Here is a 17,306-nt window from a genome sequence, read left to right as displayed (position 1 = left end):
AGCAAAAACCGTCAGCGCGTGCGGACGTAGCGCCCCGGTGCGGGTTCGATGGCGGGAAGGTCGCCCTTGCCGGGGACGCGCGCGCCCTTCGCCTTCACCTCGTCCGGCGCACGCGCGCGCAACCAGTCGATCCAGTCCGGCCACCAGCTGCCCGCCGTCTCGCGCGCGCCGGCGGTGAAAGCCTCCAGCGAATCGACCGCGGCATCGTTGGTCCAGTAGCGGTACTTCTTCGCCGCGGGCGGATTGACCACGCCCGCGATATGCCCCGAGGCGGCGAGCAGGAAGCGCACCGGGCCGCGGAAATGGCGGGTCAGCTGCCACACGCTTTCGGCGGGGGCGATATGATCCTCGCGCCCGGCCTGGACATAGGCGGGCGTGACGACCTGCGTCAAATCGAGCGGGGTGCCGAGCGCGCTCAGCGCGCCGGGCTGCACAAGCAAATTGTCGCGATAGAGGTCGCGCAGGTACGACAGATGCCATTTCGCGGGCAGGTTGGTGGTGTCGCCGTTCCAGTGGAGCAGGTCGAACGGCGCGTAATCCTTGCCCAGCAGATAGTTGTTGGTGACGTAATTCCAGATCAGGTCGCGCCCGCGCAGCAGGTTGAAGGTCAGCGCCATGAAGCGCCCGTCGAGATAGCCCTCCGGGCTCAGCTGCTCGATCAGCTTGAGCTGTTCGTCGTCGATGAAGTTCGTGAGCTCGCCCGCGTTCGCGAAATCGACCTGCGCGGTGAAGAAGGTGGCGCTGGCGACCTTGTCCGCCTCGCCCCGCGCCGCCAGCAGCGCCAGCGTCGCCGCGAGGGTCGTCCCCGCGACGCAATAGCCGATCGTATGGACCGCGGGTACGCCCAGCAGATCGCGGATCGTGTCGATCGCATCGATCTGCGCGGCGATGTAATCGTCCCAGGTGACGTCCGCGAGCGAGGCGTCGGCGGACTTCCACGACACCATGAAGACGGTCACGCCCTGCTCCACCGCCCAGCGGATGAAGCTTTTCTCCGGCGTCAGGTCGAGGATGTAGAAGCGGTTGATCCACGGCGGGAAGATCACCAGCGGCGTCTTCAGCACCTTCTCGGTCGTGGGTGCATATTGGATCAGCTCGTACAGCGGCGTGCGCTTCACCACCTGTCCCGGCGTGGTGGCGAGGTTGCGACCCAGCTCGAACGCCTCGGGATCGGTGTGGGTCAGCTGCCCCTTGCCCAGATCGGTCAGCATGTTCTGCAGCCCGGTCAGCAGGTTTTCGCCGCGGGTGGCGATCGTCTTCTCGATCACCTCGGGATTGGTCATCGGAAAGTTCGACGGGCTCATCGCATCGACGAAGCCGCGCGTGGCGAAGCGCAGCTGCTCGCGCTGCTTCTCGTCCAGCCCCTCGAGCGCATCAACGCCGCGTAGCAGGTGGTCGGCGATCAGCGCATAGCTTTGCCGCATCCAGTCGAAGAGCGGGTTGGTGCGCCAGGCGTCGGCGGCGAAGCGCTTGTCCTTTTCCGGCGGGGTGTCGGCGGCGGCGCCCGGCTGGGTGAAGCGCTGCCACATCCCCAGATAGTCGCTCCAGAAGTCGCGGACCTGCGCCGCCACCGCCTCGCCCGAGGCGATCGGCACGCCGGCCTCCAGCATCAGCTGCTGCGCACGGCCGACCATCTGCGTCCAATGCTGCATCTCGGCCAGGTCGGGGAGGCGGAACTCGGGCGCTTGCTGGGTCACGGGGCTTCCTCTCCACGCCATGATAGCCGCGGGCATCCGATGCGGCTATAGCGTCACGCAGAAGAGGAGCGTTCCCTTGTCCGACGAATTCTACCGCATGAAGCGCCTGCCCCCGTACGTCATCGCCGAGGTGAACGCGATGCGGGCAGCGGCGCGGGCGGGGGGCGAGGACATCATCGACCTGGGCATGGGCAATCCCGACCTGCCCCCGCCCGACCATGTCATCGAGAAGCTGATCGAGGTGACGCGCAAGCCCAACGCGCACGGCTATTCGCAGTCGAAGGGGATTCCCGGGCTGCGGCGCGCACAGGCCAATTATTATGGCCGCCGCTTCGGCGTCGACCTCGATCCCGAGAGCGAGGTGGTGGTGACGATGGGGTCGAAGGAGGGGCTGGCGAGCCTCGCCACTGCGATCACCGCGCCCGGCGACGTGGTGCTGGCACCCAACCCCAGCTACCCAATCCACACCTTCGGCTTCATCATCGCGGGCGCGACGATTCGCGCCGTGCCGACGACGCCGGACGAACATTATTTCGAGAGCCTGGACCGGGCGATGGCGTTCACCGTGCCGCGGCCCAGCGTGCTGGTGGTCAATTATCCGTCGAACCCCACCGCGGAGGCGGTCGACCTCGCCTTCTACGAGCGGCTGGTCGCCTGGGCGCGCGAGAACAAGGTGTGGATCATCTCCGATCTCGCCTATTCCGAGCTGTATTACGACGGCAACCCGACGCCCTCCATCCTGCAGGTGAAGGGCGCGAAGGACGTCGCGGTCGAGTTCACCTCGCTCAGCAAGACCTATTCGATGGCGGGCTGGCGGATCGGGTTCGCGGTCGGCAACAAGACGCTGATCGCGGCGATGACGCGGGTGAAGTCTTACCTGGACTACGGCGCCTTCACCCCGATCCAGGCGGCGGCGTGCGCGGCGCTCAACGGTCCGCAGGACATCGTCGAGAAGAATCGCCAGCTGTATCACAAGCGGCGCGACGTCATGGTGGAGAGCTTCGGACGCGCCGGGTGGGACATTCCGTCGCCGCGGGCGTCGATGTTCGCCTGGGCCCCGCTGCCGCCGGCGCTGGCGCATCTGGGGTCGCTCGAATTCTCCAAGCAGCTGCTCGGCCATGCCAAGGTCGCGGTGGCGCCCGGGGTGGGTTACGGCGAGAACGGCGAGGGGTTCGTGCGGATCGCGATGGTGGAGAACGAGCAGCGGCTGCGCCAGGCGGCGCGCAACGTGAAGCGCTATCTGCAGAGCATGGGGGTCAACACGCCGGGGAAAGCGGCGGGGTAATCCATCGCGCGTCAGCGTTGACCGGCCCGTCATGCGCCGTCATCAGGCGCGCATGACACGTCCCGGCTTCGCCTTTTCCACCCGTTTCAAGGTCCGCTACGCCGAGATCGACGGCCAGAAGGTCGTCTTCAACTCGCGCTATCTGGAATATGCCGACGTCGCGGTGACCGAATTCTGGGAATGGACCGGGATCGGCGACGCCCTGGGCGCGCTGTGGCACGAGACCGAGTTCCACGTGCGGCGGGCGGAGGTCGATTATCTCGCCCCGTTCGTGCTGGGGGACGAGGTGGAGGCCTTCGTGCGCATCGAAAAGCTCGGCAATTCGAGCGTGACGAAGCGGTTCGAGCTGGTGAAGGCGGGCACGGACGCGCTGTGTGCGGTCATTCAGATGGTGAGCGTCAACGTCCACCTGCCCACGGGGCGGCCGGTGGCGATCCCGGACGCGATCCGCGCGTATATCGAGGGGTTGCCGCGGGGGTGAAACGGCTTCTTCGTCATGCCGGACCTGTTCCGGCATCCACGGTTCCGCGGACTCAACGGCGGCGAGGCGTGCGAAACCCTGGACCCCGGAACAGGTCCGGGGTGACGGGTGATGGGGGCCGCCGTACCGAACCTCGCGTCACCCCGGGACAAGCCCGGGGTGACGGGGGTGCCGGGCGACCTTACCGATCGCGTCGGCCGAGCAGGCGCAACCGCAGCGCGTTCAGCTTGATGAAGCCGGCGGCGTCGCGCTGGTCGTAGGCGCCCTGGTCGTCCTCGAACGTCACGACCTTCTCCGAATAGAGCGAGTGCGGCGACTTGCGCCCCGTCACGATGCACGAGCCCTTGTAGAGCTTCAGCCGGACGGTGCCGGTCACCTTCTCCTGGCTGTAGTTCACCGCGGCCTGGAGCATCTCGCGCTCGGGCGAGAACCAGAAGCCGTTGTAGACCAGCTCGGCATAGCGCGGTGCCAGCTCGTCCTTCAGGTGCGCGGCGCCGCGATCGAGCGTGATCTGCTCGATCCCGCGGTGCGCCATCGCATAGATGGTGCCGCCCGGCGTCTCGTACATGCCGCGGCTCTTCATGCCGACGAAGCGGTTCTCGACCAGGTCGAGCCGGCCGATGCCGTGCTTGCGACCCAGCTCGTTGAGCTTCGCGAGCAGCGACGCGGGGCTCAGCGCCTCGCCGTCGACCGCGACGCCGTCGCCGCGCTCGAAGTCGATCGTGATCGTCTCGGGGCTATCGGGGGCGTCCTCCGGATTGACGGTGCGCGAATAGACGTAGTCGGGCACCTCGTCCCACGGATCCTCCAGCACCTTGCCCTCGGACGAGGTGTGCAGGAGGTTGGCGTCGGTGGAGAAGGGCGCCTCGCCGCGCTTGTCCTTGCTGACGGGGATCTGATGCGCCTCGGCGAACTCGATCAGCTTCGTGCGGCTGGTCAGGTCCCATTCGCGCCACGGCGCGATCACCTTGATGTCGGGGGCAAGCGCGTAATAGCCCAGCTCGAACCGCACCTGGTCGTTGCCCTTGCCGGTGGCGCCGTGGCTGACCGCGTCGGCTCCCACCGCCCGCGCGATCTCGATCTGGCGCTTGGCGATCAGCGGGCGCGCGATCGAGGTGCCGAGCAGGTACGTCCCCTCGTACAGCGCGTTCGCGCGCATCATCGGGAAGACGTAGTCGCTGACGAATTCCTCGCGCAGGTCGTCGATGAAGATGTGCTCCGGCCTGATCCCCATCAGCTCGGCCTTGGCGCGCGCGGGCTCCAGCTCCTCGCCTTGCCCCAGATCGGCGGTGAAGGTCACCACCTCGCAGCCATATTCGGTCTGGAGCCACTTCAGGATCACGCTGGTGTCCAGCCCCCCCGAATAGGCGAGGACGACCCGATTGATCCCGGCTTCGCCGGTTGGACGCTTGATCTGGTCGGTCATGAGGCAGGCTCCCTTCGGGCGGGCGGCTAGGCGATTGCGTGCGCGAGGGCAACCATCTTGCCGCGGTTCCTGATCTGCCGCATGACGCGATGTAACAAGGTAACAGAGGATACCAGGGGATATGAGGAAACTGACCGCATTGTCGCTCGCGACCGTGCTGACCGCGACGCCGGCGCTGGCGGACGAGGGGATGTGGACGTTCGACGCCTTTCCTGCGGCGCGGATGAAGGCGGCCTATGGCTGGGCGCCCGACCAGGCGTGGCTGAACCGGGTGCAGGCCGCGGCGGTGCGGCTGACCGGCGGCTGCTCGGCCTCGTTCGTCAGCGGCGAGGGGCTGATCCTGACCAACCATCACTGCGTCGCGCAATGCGCGGCCGACCTGTCGTCCAAGGACAAGGACTATCTGGCCGACGGCTTCATCGCGGCCGATCGCGCGCGAGAGATGAAGTGCCCGGGGCAGCAGGCGGAGGTCGTCGCCAGCATCACCGACGTGACCCCGCGCGTGACGCAGGCGATCGGGACGCTCTCCGGCCAGGCGCTGACCAAGGCGCGCGACGCCGCGATCGCGGGGATCGAGGCGGAGAATTGCACCGACACCGCGACGACGCGCTGCCAGGTGGTGACGCTGTACGGCGGCGGTCAGTACAAGCTCTACAAGTACCGCAAATATTCGGACGTGCGCCTCGCCTGGGCGCCGGAATTCGCGGCGGCGTTCTTCGGCGGCGATCCCGACAATTTCAACTTCCCGCGCTACAACCTCGATGCGTCGTTCCTGCGCGCCTATGAGAACGGCAAGCCCGCGGTCACCCCGCAGCACCTGACGTGGAACCCGCGCGCGCCGATCGCGAGCGAGGCGACGTTCGTCGTCGGCAATCCCGGGCGCACCCAGCGGCTGCTGACGCAGGACCAGCTGGAGATCCAGCGCGAGCTGTCGCTGCCGCTGACCGTCACGTTGCTGTCGGAATTCCGCGGCCGGTTGATCGCGGCGGGCGAGCAGTCGCCGGAGCGCAAGCGCGAGGCGGCGGACACGCTGTTCGGGATCGAGAACAGCTACAAGGTCTATTGGGGTCAGGCGCGCGCGCTGGACGACAATGCCTTCGCCGCGCGGCTGGCGCAGAACGAGGCGGAGCTGAAGGCGAAGGCCGGAAAGGGCGCGGGCGATCCGTGGGCGGATATCGCCAGGGCGGACGCCGACTATCGCAACATGTTCCTCGATTATTATTTCCTGGAGCAGCGCGCGGGCTGGGGATCGCAGCTCTATTCCTATGCCCGCACGCTGGTGCGCGCCGCGGCGGAGCGCGAGAAGCCCAATGCCGAGCGGCTGCCGGGCTACACCGATTCGCAGCTGCCGCTGCTGGAGAAGCAGGTGACGGATGCGGTCCCGACCTATCCCTGGCTGGAGAAGACCGCACTGTCGTTCTGGCTGTCCAAGACGCGCGAATATCTGACCGCGGACAACCGCCAAGTGAAGGCGCTGCTGGGCCGCGATTCGCCCGAGGCGCTGGCCGACCGGCTGGTCGACGGCACGACGCTGGCCGATCCGGCGGTGCGCGCCCGGCTGTTCGAGGGCGGGATGGCGGCGATCCGCGCGTCGAAGGACCCGATGATCCAGTTCGCGCTGAAGAACGATCCCGCGGCGCGCGCGCTGCGCACCGCCTATTCGGAGAAGGTCGACGCGCCGGTCACCGCGGCGCAGGCGAAGCTCGCGCGGGCACGGTTCGCGGCCTATGGCCCGGCGAACTATCCGGATGCGACGTTCACGCTGCGGATCAGCTACGGCAAGGTCATGGGCTGGACCGAGCGCGGGCAGCAGGTGCCCTACAGCACCACCGTCGCCGGGCTGTACGAGCGCGCGACCGGGCAGGACCCGTTCGTGCTCGCCAAGGCCTATGCCGCGAAGAAGGCGCAGCTGGACCTGAACACCACGTTCAATTTCGTGACGACCAACGACATCATCGGCGGCAATTCCGGCTCGCCGGTGATCGCGAAGGACGGGTCGGTGATCGGTGCGGCGTTCGACGGCAACATCCACTCGCTGGGCGGCAATTTCGGCTACGATCCGGCGCTGAACCGGACCGTCGTGGTGTCCACCGCGGCGGTGCAGCAGGCGCTGGAGAAGGTGTATCCGGCGCCCGCGCTGGTGCGCGAGCTGGCGGCGCGCTGAGGTAAGACGAATGTGGGGGAAAGCCCCCCGTTCAGCGCGGGTAAAAGCGGCGACGGCGAGAGGGGGCGGATGAAGATGCTCCTTCCTCTCGTCGCCGCCGCGCTGTCGGTCGCCGCCGTCCCCGCCCTCACACAGGAGACGCGCGGCTCCGCCACGCAGAAGCTGGATGCGGAGTTCGCCGCGTCCGACACCGATCACGACGGCTTCCTGTCGCCCGCCGAAATCGAGGCGCGGATGCGCAAGATGAAGCTGGGCGGCGGCAGGACGCTGGACGCGACCCATGCCAGGCGGATCGCGGCGCTGTTCCTGGCGCGCGCGGATACCGACAAGGACGGCCGCGTGAGCAAGGCCGAGTCGGCGGCGCTGATGGGGCAGGTGTTCTCCGCCTACGACCTCAACCGCGACGGCAAGGTGGATGCCGCCGAACTGGCGAAGGCGCGCGCCGCGGGGAAGGCGGCGGCGGGGGCGAAGTAAGGTTTCGTCACCCCGGCCTTGAGCCGGGGCCTTTGCAAAGGGCTAGACCGTGCTCCTGCGTAGGCAGGAGCCCAGGGTTGCAGGTCCCACAAGGCGTCGTTCTGCTTGGCCCTGGGCTCCTGCCTGCGCAGGAGCACGGCGTGGGCTCGGTGCCGTTGCACCTGTTTTGCAAAGGCCCCGGCTCAAGGCCGTGGTGACGTTATCGGCTAATTCCGCAGCGCCCGTTCCCCCTCCAGCATGTAATCGCGCGTCAGCGGCAGCGTCATGCGGTCGCGGCTGAACTGGATCTGGAAATTGACCAGCGTTCCGTTGGTGAAGCTGACGATCGCGCCCGCCAGGTAGAAGGTCCACATCCGGTAGAAGCGCTCGTCGTAGAGCGCGACGATCGCGTCCTTGTGCGCCACGGTGCGGTCGTACCACGCGCGCAGGGTGTAGGCGTAGTGCATCCGCAGCACCTCCACGTCGGTGACGAACCAGCGGATGAAGTCGTTCGCCGCCAGCGTTTCCGACAGCGACGGGATGTAGCCGCCGGGGAAGATGTACTTGTCGGTGAACTTGTCGGTGAAGTTGGGGCCATCGGCGCGCCCGATCGTGTGGAGCAGCATCACCCCCTGCGGTGTCAGCAGGTCGCGGCATCTGGACAGGTACGTGCGGAAGTTGCGCGCGCCGACATGCTCGAACATACCGACCGACACGATGCGGTCGAACTGGTCGTCCAGATGGCGATAGTCGATCAGCTCGAAGCGCACCTTGTCGGCGACGCCCGCCTCCGCGGCGCGGCGGCGGGCGACCTTCAGCTGCTCGTCGGACAGCGTGATGCCCAGCACCTCCGCCCCGGTCTTCGCATGGATGTACAGCGCCATCCCGCCCCAGCCGCAGCCGATGTCGAGCACGCGCATCCCCGGCTCGACTCGCAACTTGGCGACGATATGCGCCTTCTTGTCGTCCTGCGCCTGCTCCAGCGTGTTGCCCGGATCGGTGTAATAGGCGCAGCTGTACTGCTTGTCGGCGTCGAGGAAGAGGTCGTAGAGCCGGTCCGACAGGTCGTAATGATGCTTCACGTTGCGGCGCGAGGCGATCGCCCGGTTGGCGGTCAGCGCGTGGCGGATCCTGCCCCTCAGCGTGCGCCAGCGGTTCGCGGCGAGGCTGTTCACGCCGTTCTCCCAGCGCGAATTGCCGGTGGCGAGCATCAGCAGGTCGAGGATGTCGCCGCGTTCGACCGTCAGGCGTCCGTCCATGAACGCCTCCGCCACGCCCAGCGACGGGTCGGCGACGATCGCACGATAGACGGCGGTGTCGTGGATCGTGAAGGCGACGGGCGCGAAAGCGGGGTCGGGAGAGCCGAAGGTGGCGGTGCTGCCGTCGGGCTTGGTGAGGGTAAGCTCGCCGCGCCGGATCGCGCGGCGCAGGAAGTGATCGATCAAGGCCATGGCGCGCCTGCTAAACCCATGCGGCGGCACGTCGCAACCGTTGCATGGAGGGGGCGGACGCCGTAGGCGCTCGCTTCCATGCGCTATCTCAGCACCCGTGGCTCCGCCCCCTCGCTCGATTTCGCCGCCGCGACGCTCGCCGGGCTCGCCTCGGACGGCGGGCTTTACGTGCCCGAGGCGTGGCCGACGCTGACGACGGACGAGATCGCGGCGCTGGCCGGGCTGTCGTACGTCGACACCGCGGTCGCGGTGATGGCGCCGTTCGTCGAGGGGTCGCTGACGCGCGAGGAACTGCGCGGGCTGTGCGAGGCCGCCTATGGCCGGTTCAGCCACGATGCGATCGCGCCGCTGGTGCAGCTGGACCATGACCAGTGGCTGCTGGAGCTGTTCCACGGGCCCACGCTGGCGTTCAAGGATGTCGCGCTGCAGCTGCTGGGGCAGCTGTTCGAGCGGTTCCTGCGCGGCACGGACACGCATCTGACGATCGTCGGCGCGACCAGCGGCGACACCGGGTCGGCGGCGATCGACGCGGTGGCGGGGCGCGCGGGGATCGACATCTTCATGCTCCACCCCGAGGGGCGGGTGAGCGACGTCCAGCGGCGCCAGATGACGACGGTCGGCGCGCCCAACGTCCACAATATCGCGATCCGCGGCGACTTCGATACCGCGCAGGCGCTGGTGAAGGCGATGTTCAACGACCCCGGCTTCTCGTCGCGGTTCCGGCTGTCGGCGGTCAATTCGATCAACTGGGCGCGGCTGATGGCGCAGGTGGTCTATTATTTCTACGCCGCGGTCCGGCTCGGCGCGCCCGACCGGGCGATCGCGTTCAGTGTGCCGACCGGCAATTTCGGCGACGTGTTCGCGGGCTATGTCGCCAGCCGCATGGGGCTGCCGGTGGCGAAGCTGGTCGTGGCGACCAACGTCAACGACATCCTGGCGCGGGCGCTGACCACCGGCGACTATTCCAGCCGACAGGTGGTGGCGACGCCGACGCCGTCGATGGACATCCAGGTGTCGAGCAATTTCGAGCGGCTGCTGTTCGACGTCGGTGCGCGCGACGGCCCGGCGCTGGGCGAGCAGATGCGCGGGTTCGAGGCGTCGCGCGCGATGCGGCTGACCAATGCGCAGCGCGAGGGCGCCGCGGCGCTGTTCGTCGGCGAGCGTGTCGACGTGGACGGCATGGCGGTGGCGATGCGCGGCGCATGGGAGCGCGCCGGGCAGGTCATCGACCCGCATACCGCGATCGCGCTGTCGGCGGCGCGGCGGCATGCGACCGCGGACGCGCCGATGGTGACGCTGGCGACCGCGCACCCCGCGAAGTTCGGCGACGCGGTGGAGCGCGCCACCGGCGTCCGCCCGCCGCTGCCCGCGCGCGTCGGCGACCTGTTCGAGCGCGAGGAGCGGTTCGTGACGCTCGACGCCACGTACGAGGCGGTGTCGGGACATATCGCCCGCCACGCGGTGCCGCGCGGCTGATGCAGCTCATCACGCTCACCGGCGAGCCATGGGCCGATTACGGGCTCATCGACTCGGGCAATGGGCGCAAGCTGGAGCGCTATGGCCGGTTCCGCTTCATCCGGCCCGAGGCGCAGGCACTGTGGGCACCCGCGCGCGACGACTGGCAGGCGCACGGGGAGTTCGTGCCCGGCAGCGACGAGGACGGCGGCGGGCGCTGGTCGTTCGAAGGGGGGCATAACCGCGACGCCGTGCCGCGCGAGGGCTGGCCGCTGAAGTGGAACGAGGTGCGCTTCACCGCGCAGACGACGCCGTTCCGCCATCTCGGCTTCTTCCCCGACATGGCGCCGGTATGGTCGTGGATGCGCGAGCAGGTGGCGGGCAAGGACGCGCCCGAATGCCTCAACCTGTTCGGCTATACCGGGGTCGGCACGCTGGCGATGTCGGCGACGGGTGCGAAGATGGTGCATGTCGATGCGTCTAGGAAGTCGGTCGAGGCGGCGCGCGGCAATGCGGCGCTGTCGGGACTGGCGGACGCGCCGGTGCGCTGGCTCGTCGACGATGCGGCGAAGTTCGTCGCGCGCGAGGTGCGGCGCGGGCGGCGCTACGACGGCATCCTGCTCGACCCGCCCAAATACGGGCGCGGGCCCGATGGCGAGGTGTGGCGGCTGGAGGAGCATCTGCCCGCGCTGATCGCGGATTGCCGGCGGCTGCTGGATGCCGAATCGCGCTACCTGTTCCTGACCGTCTATGCGGTGCGGATGTCGGCGCTGGCGATCGGCGAGATGCTGCGCCAGGCGTTCGCGGACCTGCCCGGCACGGTCGAGGCGGGCGAGCTGGCGGTGCGCGAGGAAGCGCGCGGGCTGGCGCTGCCGACCGCGATCTGGGCGCGGTGGAGCCGGTAGTTTTGGTACGCGTCACCCCGGGCTTGACCCGGGGTCCCGCTCTCTTGTCGTTGCGGAAGAAGCGGGACCCCGGATCAAGTCCGGGGTGACGGTTGTCGTGGCTAGATCGCCCTCCTAACCTCCCCACCGGGCGGGGATGATTCGGGAGCGGCCATGACCGACGAGACGCTGCGCGATCGCGCCATCCGACTGTACGACGCCTTCACGCACGAGCATCGCGATCGTCGCACGCTGCTGCGCCAGATGACGGCGCTGGCGGGCTCCACCGTCGCGGCGGAGGCGCTGATCGCGGGCATCGCCGCCTCGCCCGCGGCGGCGGCGATCGTCGCGGCGGACGACGCGCGGCTGCGGGTGCGCAAGGAGCGCTTTGTCGCGGCGCCGGGAACGCAGCTGATCGGCTATTTCGCGTCGCCCAGGGCGGCGGGGACGCGTCCCGCGGTGATCGTGGTGCACGAGAACCGCGGGCTGACCCCGCATATCGAGGATGTCGCGCGGCGGCTCGCGCTGGCCGGCTTCGATGTCGTCGCGCCCGATTTCCTGACGCCGCAGGGCGGCACGCCGACCGACGAGGACAAGGCGCGCGAGCTGATCGCCAAGGCCGATTACGACGCGGTGATCGCCGCCGCGGTGGCGACGATCGGCTATATGGCGAAGGGCGCCAAGGGTGCGCCGCGCAAGGTCGGCATCGTCGGGTTCTGCTGGGGCGGTGCGCTGGTGAACCGCGTCGCGCTGGCGGCGGGCGCGCGGCTGGGGGCGGGGGTGAGCTATTACGGCCCGGCCCCCGCGCCGGAGGAAGCCACGAAGGTGCAGGTGCCGCTGATGCTGCATTATGCGGGCAAGGACGCGCGGGTCGCGCAGACCGCCGAGCCGTGGGTCGCCGCGCTGAAGGCCGCGGGCAAGCCGGTCGAGGCGTTCACCTATCCGGGCGTGGACCATGCGTTCAACAACGACACCTCGCCGCAACGCTACGACAAGGCGGCGGCGGATCTCGCCTGGGGGCGGACGACGGCCTTCCTGCATCGCCATCTCGACCGCTGAGGAGACGCGCCGTGACGTTGACCTTCTACACCAACCCGATGTCGCGCGGACGCATCGCGCGCTGGATGCTGGAGGAAGTGGGGGAGCCGTACGACACGGTGCTGGTCGACTGGCAGGACAAGCCCGATACGCTGCTGGCGGCCAACCCGCTGGGGAAGGTGCCGACGATCGTCCATGACGGGGCGGTGGTGAGCGAGGCGGCGGCGATCTGCGCGTATCTGGCGGAGGTGTTCCCGCAGGCCGGGCTGGCGCCGCAGGGGGCCGAGCGCGCGCCGTACCACCGCTGGATGTTCTTCACCGCCGGCCCGCTGGAGGCGGCGATGATGGACAAGGCGCTGGGCGTCACGGTGCCCGTCGATCGCGAGGGGATGGTCGGCTATGCCAGCTTCGCGCGCGCGGTGGATGCGTTCGAGACGGCGGTATCGGCGCATGACTATATCGCGGGCGACCGTTTCACCGCGGCGGACGTCTATGTCGGTAGCGCGGTCGGCTGGTTCACGCAATTCGGATTGCTGGAGAAGCGCGACGCGTTCATGCGCTATCTCGCCCGGCTGGAGGATCGTCCAGCCTGGGTGCGCGCGCGGGCGATCGACGACGCGCTGATGCCCGCGAAGGAATAGGGCCAGCGGAATAGGGCCGGCGCCGCCGCCGGCCCCGGTGGCTCAGCGGCAGCGGACCTGACCGCGGTCGACCGACTGGCCGATCGCCGATCCCGCCGCGCCGCCGAGCAGCGCGCCGAGCAGCCCCGACCCGCCCGGCGCGATCGCCGCGCCCAGCGCGCCGCCGGCCAGACCGCCGACGATCAGCCCGGTGGTGCCGTCGGGGCGGCGGCAGTAATAGCGGCCGTCCTGCCCGTAATAGACGCGGTCGTTGCGACCCAGCCGGCGCTCGCGATAGGTCGGCGCGTCACGATAATAGCGGTCGGCGTAATAGCCGCCATAGGCCGGGTCGACGCGGTTGTAGTCATAGGCGCCCCAGCCGTTGTAGCCGGCGGTGCGCGGACCGTAGCCGTCACCGTAGGTCGAGCAGCCTGCCACCATGACGGCGGCGCCGATCGCCGCGAGAGCCAGTTTCATCGCATCCCTCCTGTTCAGGTGAGGGCGCAATGTTCCTGATCTGCAAAGGTTGCACACCGGCCCCTTTTCCGGAGCCGGTGGCGATGGCGTCAGCGATAGTGACGGCGGTCGTGCCGGTCGAAGCGGATGCGCTGGCTGAGCGCGTCGAAGCGGCGGTCGAGATCGCGGCGCGCCCATTGCTGCAACCCGCCGGTGCGACGATAGCGACCCTCCAGCGTGGCGATCCGGCGTGCCTCGGCGCGCAGCCGCTGCGCCTCGCCGCGGGTCAGCGCGCCGGAGCGGATGCCCTGGTCGATGCGGCGGTCGAGCTGCGCCTGGCGCGCGTTGATCGGCTGCCAGCCTTGCGCGCTGGCGGCGACCGGGGCGGTGACGGCGACGAGGCCGAGCGCGGCGACGAGCGTGTGGAGGCGGTTCATGGTCATTCTCCCGTTTGGCGACCGCGACGAAGCGGCCCGTGGGAGAAGAGATAGGCGGCGATCGTCGCGGATCGTTCGCAGGCGGGCGGCGAAAGTGTAACCCTTTGTCGCGATGTCGCGGCGTTCGTTCAGCTTGTCACCCGATCGCGGCACGGGCGCGGGTCGCCAGCCGCTCGACCGCCGCCGCGTGGATTCCCGCGACGCTCACCAGCACGCCGTAGGCGCGCGGGTCGGGCTTGTTGAACAGCAGCGGCGCGCCCAGCGCATCGCTGACGCTCGCCCCCGCTTCCGAGGCGAGCAGGACCGCGGCGGCGATATCCCATTCGTTGCCCCAGCGCAGCGTCGCGACCAGGTCGGCGCGGTCGGCGGCGATCATCGCGATGCGCAGCGCGATCGAATTGGGCTTCTCCACCGCGACCAGATCGCGGTCGGCCTTGGGAAGCGCATCGACCGGCGCGCGCGCGCCGGCCAGCGCCATGCGTCCGCCCGCGATGATCCGCGCGCCGTTGCGGGTCGTGCCGCCGCCCGCCACCGCGCGCCACACCTCGTCGCGCGCCGGCGCATCGAGCACGCCGATCACCGGGCGGCCGTCCTCCACCAGCGCGACCGAGACGCACCAGCCGGGACGGCCGCGGATATAGTCGCGCGTGCCGTCGATCGGGTCGACGACCCACACGCGCCGCCGCGCCAGCCGCTGCGGATTGTCGGCGGTCTCCTCCGACAGCCAGCCCGCGTCGGGGACCAGCGCCGACAGGCGCCGGTGGAGCAGGGTGTCGACGTCGAGGTCGACCTCGCACACCGGCTCGCCCGGGGCCTTCTCCCAGCGGGCGAAGGCGGTGTGCCAGCGCGCGAACGCCATGGCCGCGGCCTCGCGGACGATCGAAGCCACCGCGTCCGCCAGCGCGGGCAGCGAGGCGTCGGCGTCAGCCACCTGCGACGGTCATCCCGTCCACCCGCAGCGTGGGCACGTTGACGCCGTAGCGGAAGACGAGGTCGTTGGCGGGGGTGAGCTGCGCGTACATCTGCTTCAGGTTGCCCGCGATGGTCAGCTCGGCGACGGGGCGCGTGATCTCGCCGTTCTCGATCAGGAAGCCGGCCGCGCCGCGGCTGTAGTCGCCGGTGACGGGATTGACGCCCTGACCGATCAGCTCGGTGATATAGACGCCGTGCACGATGTCGCCGATCAGCGTCGCGACCGGCACCTTTCCCGCCTCCATGTAGAGGTTGCTGCTCGACACCCCCGGCGCGCCCGCGATGCCGCGCGCGGCATGGCCGGTCGGCTCCAGCCCCAGCTGGCGCGCGGAGGCGGAATCGAGCAGCCACGTCTCCAGCATGCCGTCGCTGACGATCGCGGTCGGGCCGACCGGCAGCCCCTCGCCGTCGAACGGACGCGAGCGCAGCCCGTGCGGGCGCTGCGGATCGTCCTGAATCGCGATGCCGGGCGCGAAGACCTGCGTCCCCATCGCGTCGAGCAGGAAGCTGGTCCGCCGCGTGATCGCGCTGCCCCCGATGGCGGAGATCAGGTGCCCGATCAGGCTGGCGCCGACGCGCGGATCGAACACCACCGGCATCGCCCCGCTGGCGATACGTGCCGGGTTCAGCCGCGCCACCGCGCGCTCGCCCGCGGTGCGGCCGATCGTCTCCGGCGCGTCGAGCCGCGCGTGATGGCGGCTGGAATGGTGCGCATAGTCGCGCTGCATCCCCGCGCCCTCGCCCGCGATGACGCTGGCCGACAGGCCGTAGCCGGTGGTGGCATAGGCGCCGGCGAAGCCGTGGCTGGTGGCGAGCGCCCAGACGCTGGACGAGGCGGACGCGCCGCCGCCCTCGCTGTTGGTGACGCCGGCGACCGCGCGCGCGGCATCCTCCGCCGCGGTCGCGGCGTCGCGCAGCGCCTGCGGCGTGACCTGGGCATGGTCGGCGAGATCGAGCAGCGGCGCGGCGCCGTGGAGCAGCCGCTCCTTCGGCGCGAGGCCCGCCCAGCGGTCCTCCGGCGCCTCGCGCGCCATCGCCACCGCGCGCTCGACCAGCGCGTCCATCGCCGCGGACGACAGGTCGGAGGTGGATACGCTGGCGGAGCGCTGCCCGACGAACACGCGCAGCCCCAGGTCCTCGCCCTCCGACCGGCCGACATCCTCCAGCTTGCCCAGCCGCACCGACACGTCGGTGGAGGCATGCGCGGCGAAGACGGCGTCGGCGGCATCGGCCCCGGCGGCGGTGGCGCGGCGAACGATGTCGTGGGCGCGCTCCTGCGCCTGATCCGGGGTCAGCATATCCCCGACTTAGGGGCGGTGCGGGCCGGTTGCTAGAGCGTGTTTAGGCTGAGTGGAGGCCTCGTGACGGAGTCGATTTTGGTTCAGGGCAAGAAGTGAGGAGCGGGCGATGCTTTTGCATCGTGACCGACGAACGACGCCGCCCCGGGCCAAAATCGGCCCGCCGCGGCGCGGTTGCCCTGCGACGCAGCCGGACGAGCACGACAGGGCAATCACGATGCCTCCACTCAGCATAAACACGTTCTAGAGCCGCGTGCCCACCGCGGCGCAGGCGAGGAACATCAGCAGCCCGGCGAAGCGGTTGGCGCGGAAACGCCGCAGCGCGCCATCGCCGTCGTCCGGGTCGAGCGTCGCGACCTGCCACGCGAGATGCAGGGCGACGGGCAGCAGCGCGACGAGCGCCAGCGGATCGGCGCGCACCTGCCACAGCGCCGTCGCCCAGCCCGCCACCGCCAGCGCGTAGCATATCGCGACCCCGGCGCGGACATGCCGCCCCATCGCCAGCGCGGAGGAGCCGATCCCGACCAGCGCGTCGTCCTCGCGGTCCTGCAGCGCGTAGATCGTGTCGTAGCCGATGACCCAGAAGATCGTGCCGGCGTACAGCAGCAGCCCCGGCGCACCGAGCGTCCCCCAGCTTTCGGTCCACCCCACCAGCGCGGCCCAGGAGAAGACGAGTCCGAGCCACGCCTGCGGCCACCAGGTGATCCGCTTCATGAAGGGATAGGCCGCCACCGGCGCGAGCGCAGCGAGCGCGACGATCGCGGCGGGCCAGCGCAGTTGCAGCAGCACGACGAAGCCGATCAGGCACAGCGCGACCAGCCAGATCCACGCCGCGCGCAGCGACACCGCGCCGCTGGCGAGCGGGCGGTGGCGCGTCCGCGCGACGCTGGCGTCCAGCTCGCGGTCGACGATGTCGTTGTAGACGCAGCCCGCGCCGCGCATCGCGATGCTGCCCAGCAGCAGCCAGGCGATCAGCGTCCAGCGCGACACGACCTCTCCCGCCAGCGCGACCGCCCATGCACCGGGCCAGAACAACAGCCACCAGCCGATCGGCCGGTCGAACCGCGCGAGCGAGGCGAAGGCGCGCGTGCGCGGCGGCAGGATCGACAGCAGGCCGCGGTGCTCGCTGTCGGGGACGATGTCGGCTCCGGTCATGCGTCTGCGATAGCGGCTGGCCCGGTCCGGCGCC

General features: G+C 69.7%; 16 protein-coding genes. 8 read left to right on the top strand and 8 right to left on the bottom strand.

Annotated features, from left to right (window positions below; all coding sequences use genetic code 11):
• Nucleotides 1-11 precede the first annotated feature (11 nt).
• Nucleotides 12-1,718 (bottom strand): PHA/PHB synthase family protein, encoded by a 1,707-nt coding sequence (locus tag PGN23_RS01090; RefSeq protein ID WP_443019735.1) that lies wholly within the window; start codon nucleotides 1,716-1,718, stop codon nucleotides 12-14.
• Nucleotides 1,719-1,773: 55 nt separating this feature from the next.
• Between PGN23_RS01090 and PGN23_RS01085 the strand changes: the two genes are divergently transcribed.
• Both PGN23_RS01085 and PGN23_RS01080 read left to right on the top strand, forming a co-directional pair.
• The gene (locus PGN23_RS01085) at nucleotides 1,774-2,982 is read left to right on the top strand and encodes an LL-diaminopimelate aminotransferase (protein WP_335300990.1); all 1,209 of its coding nucleotides are present in this window, start codon (nucleotides 1,774-1,776) and stop codon (nucleotides 2,980-2,982) included.
• Between the two features lie 52 nt (nucleotides 2,983-3,034).
• Nucleotides 3,035-3,463, top strand: a complete 429-nt coding sequence (locus tag PGN23_RS01080; protein WP_335300988.1) for an acyl-CoA thioesterase — start codon at nucleotides 3,035-3,037, stop codon at nucleotides 3,461-3,463.
• Nucleotides 3,464-3,644: 181 nt separating this feature from the next.
• Here the strand turns inward: PGN23_RS01080 and PGN23_RS01075 are convergent, their stop codons facing one another.
• Nucleotides 3,645-4,889, bottom strand: a complete 1,245-nt coding sequence (locus PGN23_RS01075; RefSeq protein ID WP_335300987.1) for an argininosuccinate synthase — start codon at nucleotides 4,887-4,889, stop codon at nucleotides 3,645-3,647.
• A gap of 121 nt (nucleotides 4,890-5,010) precedes the next feature.
• On the opposite strand from PGN23_RS01075, the gene PGN23_RS01070 reads away from it, so the two are divergent.
• Together PGN23_RS01070 and PGN23_RS01065 are read left to right on the top strand one after the other, a co-directional pair.
• Nucleotides 5,011-7,053 (top strand): S46 family peptidase, encoded by a 2,043-nt coding sequence (locus PGN23_RS01070; protein WP_335300986.1) that lies wholly within the window; start codon nucleotides 5,011-5,013, stop codon nucleotides 7,051-7,053.
• Between the two features lie 69 nt (nucleotides 7,054-7,122).
• The gene (locus PGN23_RS01065; RefSeq protein ID WP_335300985.1) at nucleotides 7,123-7,527 is read left to right on the top strand and encodes an EF-hand domain-containing protein; all 405 of its coding nucleotides are present in this window, start codon (nucleotides 7,123-7,125) and stop codon (nucleotides 7,525-7,527) included.
• Nucleotides 7,528-7,733: 206 nt separating this feature from the next.
• Here the strand turns inward: PGN23_RS01065 and PGN23_RS01060 are convergent, their stop codons facing one another.
• Complete coding sequence (locus PGN23_RS01060) at nucleotides 7,734-8,957, bottom strand: cyclopropane-fatty-acyl-phospholipid synthase family protein (RefSeq protein WP_335300984.1); 1,224 nt, start codon at nucleotides 8,955-8,957, stop codon at nucleotides 7,734-7,736.
• Nucleotides 8,958-9,035: 78 nt separating this feature from the next.
• On the opposite strand from PGN23_RS01060, the gene thrC reads away from it, so the two are divergent.
• From thrC to PGN23_RS01040, 4 genes are all read left to right on the top strand, one after another.
• Complete coding sequence (gene thrC, locus PGN23_RS01055) at nucleotides 9,036-10,433, top strand: threonine synthase (protein ID WP_335300983.1); 1,398 nt, start codon at nucleotides 9,036-9,038, stop codon at nucleotides 10,431-10,433.
• On the top strand, nucleotides 10,433-11,317 hold the full coding sequence (locus tag PGN23_RS01050; RefSeq protein WP_335300982.1) for a class I SAM-dependent methyltransferase: 885 nt from the start codon (nucleotides 10,433-10,435) through the stop codon (nucleotides 11,315-11,317). The genes thrC and PGN23_RS01050 overlap by 1 nt, the downstream gene beginning before the upstream one ends.
• Nucleotides 11,318-11,470: 153 nt before the next feature.
• Nucleotides 11,471-12,355 carry a dienelactone hydrolase family protein gene (locus PGN23_RS01045; RefSeq protein WP_335300981.1) on the top strand — a complete coding sequence of 295 codons (885 nt, stop codon included), beginning with the start codon at nucleotides 11,471-11,473 and terminating at the stop codon, nucleotides 12,353-12,355.
• An 11-nt stretch (nucleotides 12,356-12,366) separates the two neighbouring features.
• The gene (locus PGN23_RS01040) at nucleotides 12,367-12,975 is read left to right on the top strand and encodes a glutathione S-transferase family protein (RefSeq protein WP_335300980.1); all 609 of its coding nucleotides are present in this window, start codon (nucleotides 12,367-12,369) and stop codon (nucleotides 12,973-12,975) included.
• A 42-nt stretch (nucleotides 12,976-13,017) separates the two neighbouring features.
• On the opposite strand, the gene PGN23_RS01035 is transcribed toward PGN23_RS01040, so the two are convergent.
• The 5 genes from PGN23_RS01035 to ubiA all read right to left on the bottom strand — a co-directional run bounded on the left by PGN23_RS01035 (nucleotide 13,018) and on the right by ubiA (nucleotide 17,272).
• A complete protein-coding gene (locus PGN23_RS01035) occupies nucleotides 13,018-13,431 on the bottom strand; it encodes a hypothetical protein (RefSeq protein ID WP_335300979.1) in 414 nt (137 codons plus the stop codon).
• An 89-nt stretch (nucleotides 13,432-13,520) separates the two neighbouring features.
• Nucleotides 13,521-13,847, bottom strand: coding sequence for a hypothetical protein (locus PGN23_RS01030; protein ID WP_335300978.1), 327 nt, complete (start codon nucleotides 13,845-13,847; stop codon nucleotides 13,521-13,523).
• Between the two features lie 136 nt (nucleotides 13,848-13,983).
• On the bottom strand, nucleotides 13,984-14,778 hold the full coding sequence (locus tag PGN23_RS01025) for a 3'(2'),5'-bisphosphate nucleotidase CysQ (RefSeq protein WP_335300976.1): 795 nt from the start codon (nucleotides 14,776-14,778) through the stop codon (nucleotides 13,984-13,986).
• Nucleotides 14,771-16,117 (bottom strand): TldD/PmbA family protein, encoded by a 1,347-nt coding sequence (locus PGN23_RS01020; RefSeq protein WP_335300974.1) that lies wholly within the window; start codon nucleotides 16,115-16,117, stop codon nucleotides 14,771-14,773. The genes PGN23_RS01025 and PGN23_RS01020 overlap by 8 nt, the downstream gene beginning before the upstream one ends.
• 243 nt (nucleotides 16,118-16,360) lie before the next feature.
• The gene (gene ubiA, locus PGN23_RS01015; RefSeq protein WP_335300972.1) at nucleotides 16,361-17,272 is read right to left on the bottom strand and encodes a 4-hydroxybenzoate octaprenyltransferase; all 912 of its coding nucleotides are present in this window, start codon (nucleotides 17,270-17,272) and stop codon (nucleotides 16,361-16,363) included.
• Between the last annotated feature and the right edge of the window lie 34 nt (nucleotides 17,273-17,306).

This window comes from Sphingomonas adhaesiva (assembly GCF_036946125.1).
GTDB classification, from domain to species: Bacteria; Pseudomonadota; Alphaproteobacteria; order Sphingomonadales; family Sphingomonadaceae; genus Sphingomonas; species Sphingomonas adhaesiva_A.
The sequence above is the reverse complement of the archived record's forward strand: the minus strand, read 5'-3'. Positions and strand labels throughout refer to the sequence as shown.

What these genes read in the sequence shown, in the direction of transcription:
- PGN23_RS01090 (WP_443019735.1), bottom strand. Translation starts at nt 1,718, where the DNA reads ATGGCGTGGAGAGGAAGCCCCGTGACCCAGCAAGCGCCCGAGTTCCGC.
- PGN23_RS01080 (WP_335300988.1), top strand. Translation starts at nt 3,035, where the DNA reads ATGACACGTCCCGGCTTCGCCTTTTCCACCCGTTTCAAGGTCCGCTAC.
- PGN23_RS01075 (WP_335300987.1), bottom strand. Translation starts at nt 4,889, where the DNA reads ATGACCGACCAGATCAAGCGTCCAACCGGCGAAGCCGGGATCAATCGG.
- PGN23_RS01070 (WP_335300986.1), top strand. Translation starts at nt 5,011, where the DNA reads ATGAGGAAACTGACCGCATTGTCGCTCGCGACCGTGCTGACCGCGACG.
- PGN23_RS01065 (WP_335300985.1), top strand. Translation starts at nt 7,123, where the DNA reads ATGAAGATGCTCCTTCCTCTCGTCGCCGCCGCGCTGTCGGTCGCCGCC.
- PGN23_RS01060 (WP_335300984.1), bottom strand. Translation starts at nt 8,957, where the DNA reads ATGGCCTTGATCGATCACTTCCTGCGCCGCGCGATCCGGCGCGGCGAG.
- thrC (WP_335300983.1), top strand. Translation starts at nt 9,036, where the DNA reads ATGCGCTATCTCAGCACCCGTGGCTCCGCCCCCTCGCTCGATTTCGCC.
- PGN23_RS01050 (WP_335300982.1), top strand. Translation starts at nt 10,433, where the DNA reads ATGCAGCTCATCACGCTCACCGGCGAGCCATGGGCCGATTACGGGCTC.
- PGN23_RS01045 (WP_335300981.1), top strand. Translation starts at nt 11,471, where the DNA reads ATGACCGACGAGACGCTGCGCGATCGCGCCATCCGACTGTACGACGCC.
- PGN23_RS01035 (WP_335300979.1), bottom strand. Translation starts at nt 13,431, where the DNA reads ATGAAACTGGCTCTCGCGGCGATCGGCGCCGCCGTCATGGTGGCAGGC.
- PGN23_RS01030 (WP_335300978.1), bottom strand. Translation starts at nt 13,847, where the DNA reads ATGAACCGCCTCCACACGCTCGTCGCCGCGCTCGGCCTCGTCGCCGTC.
- PGN23_RS01020 (WP_335300974.1), bottom strand. Translation starts at nt 16,117, where the DNA reads ATGCTGACCCCGGATCAGGCGCAGGAGCGCGCCCACGACATCGTTCGC.
- ubiA (WP_335300972.1), bottom strand. Translation starts at nt 17,272, where the DNA reads ATGACCGGAGCCGACATCGTCCCCGACAGCGAGCACCGCGGCCTGCTG.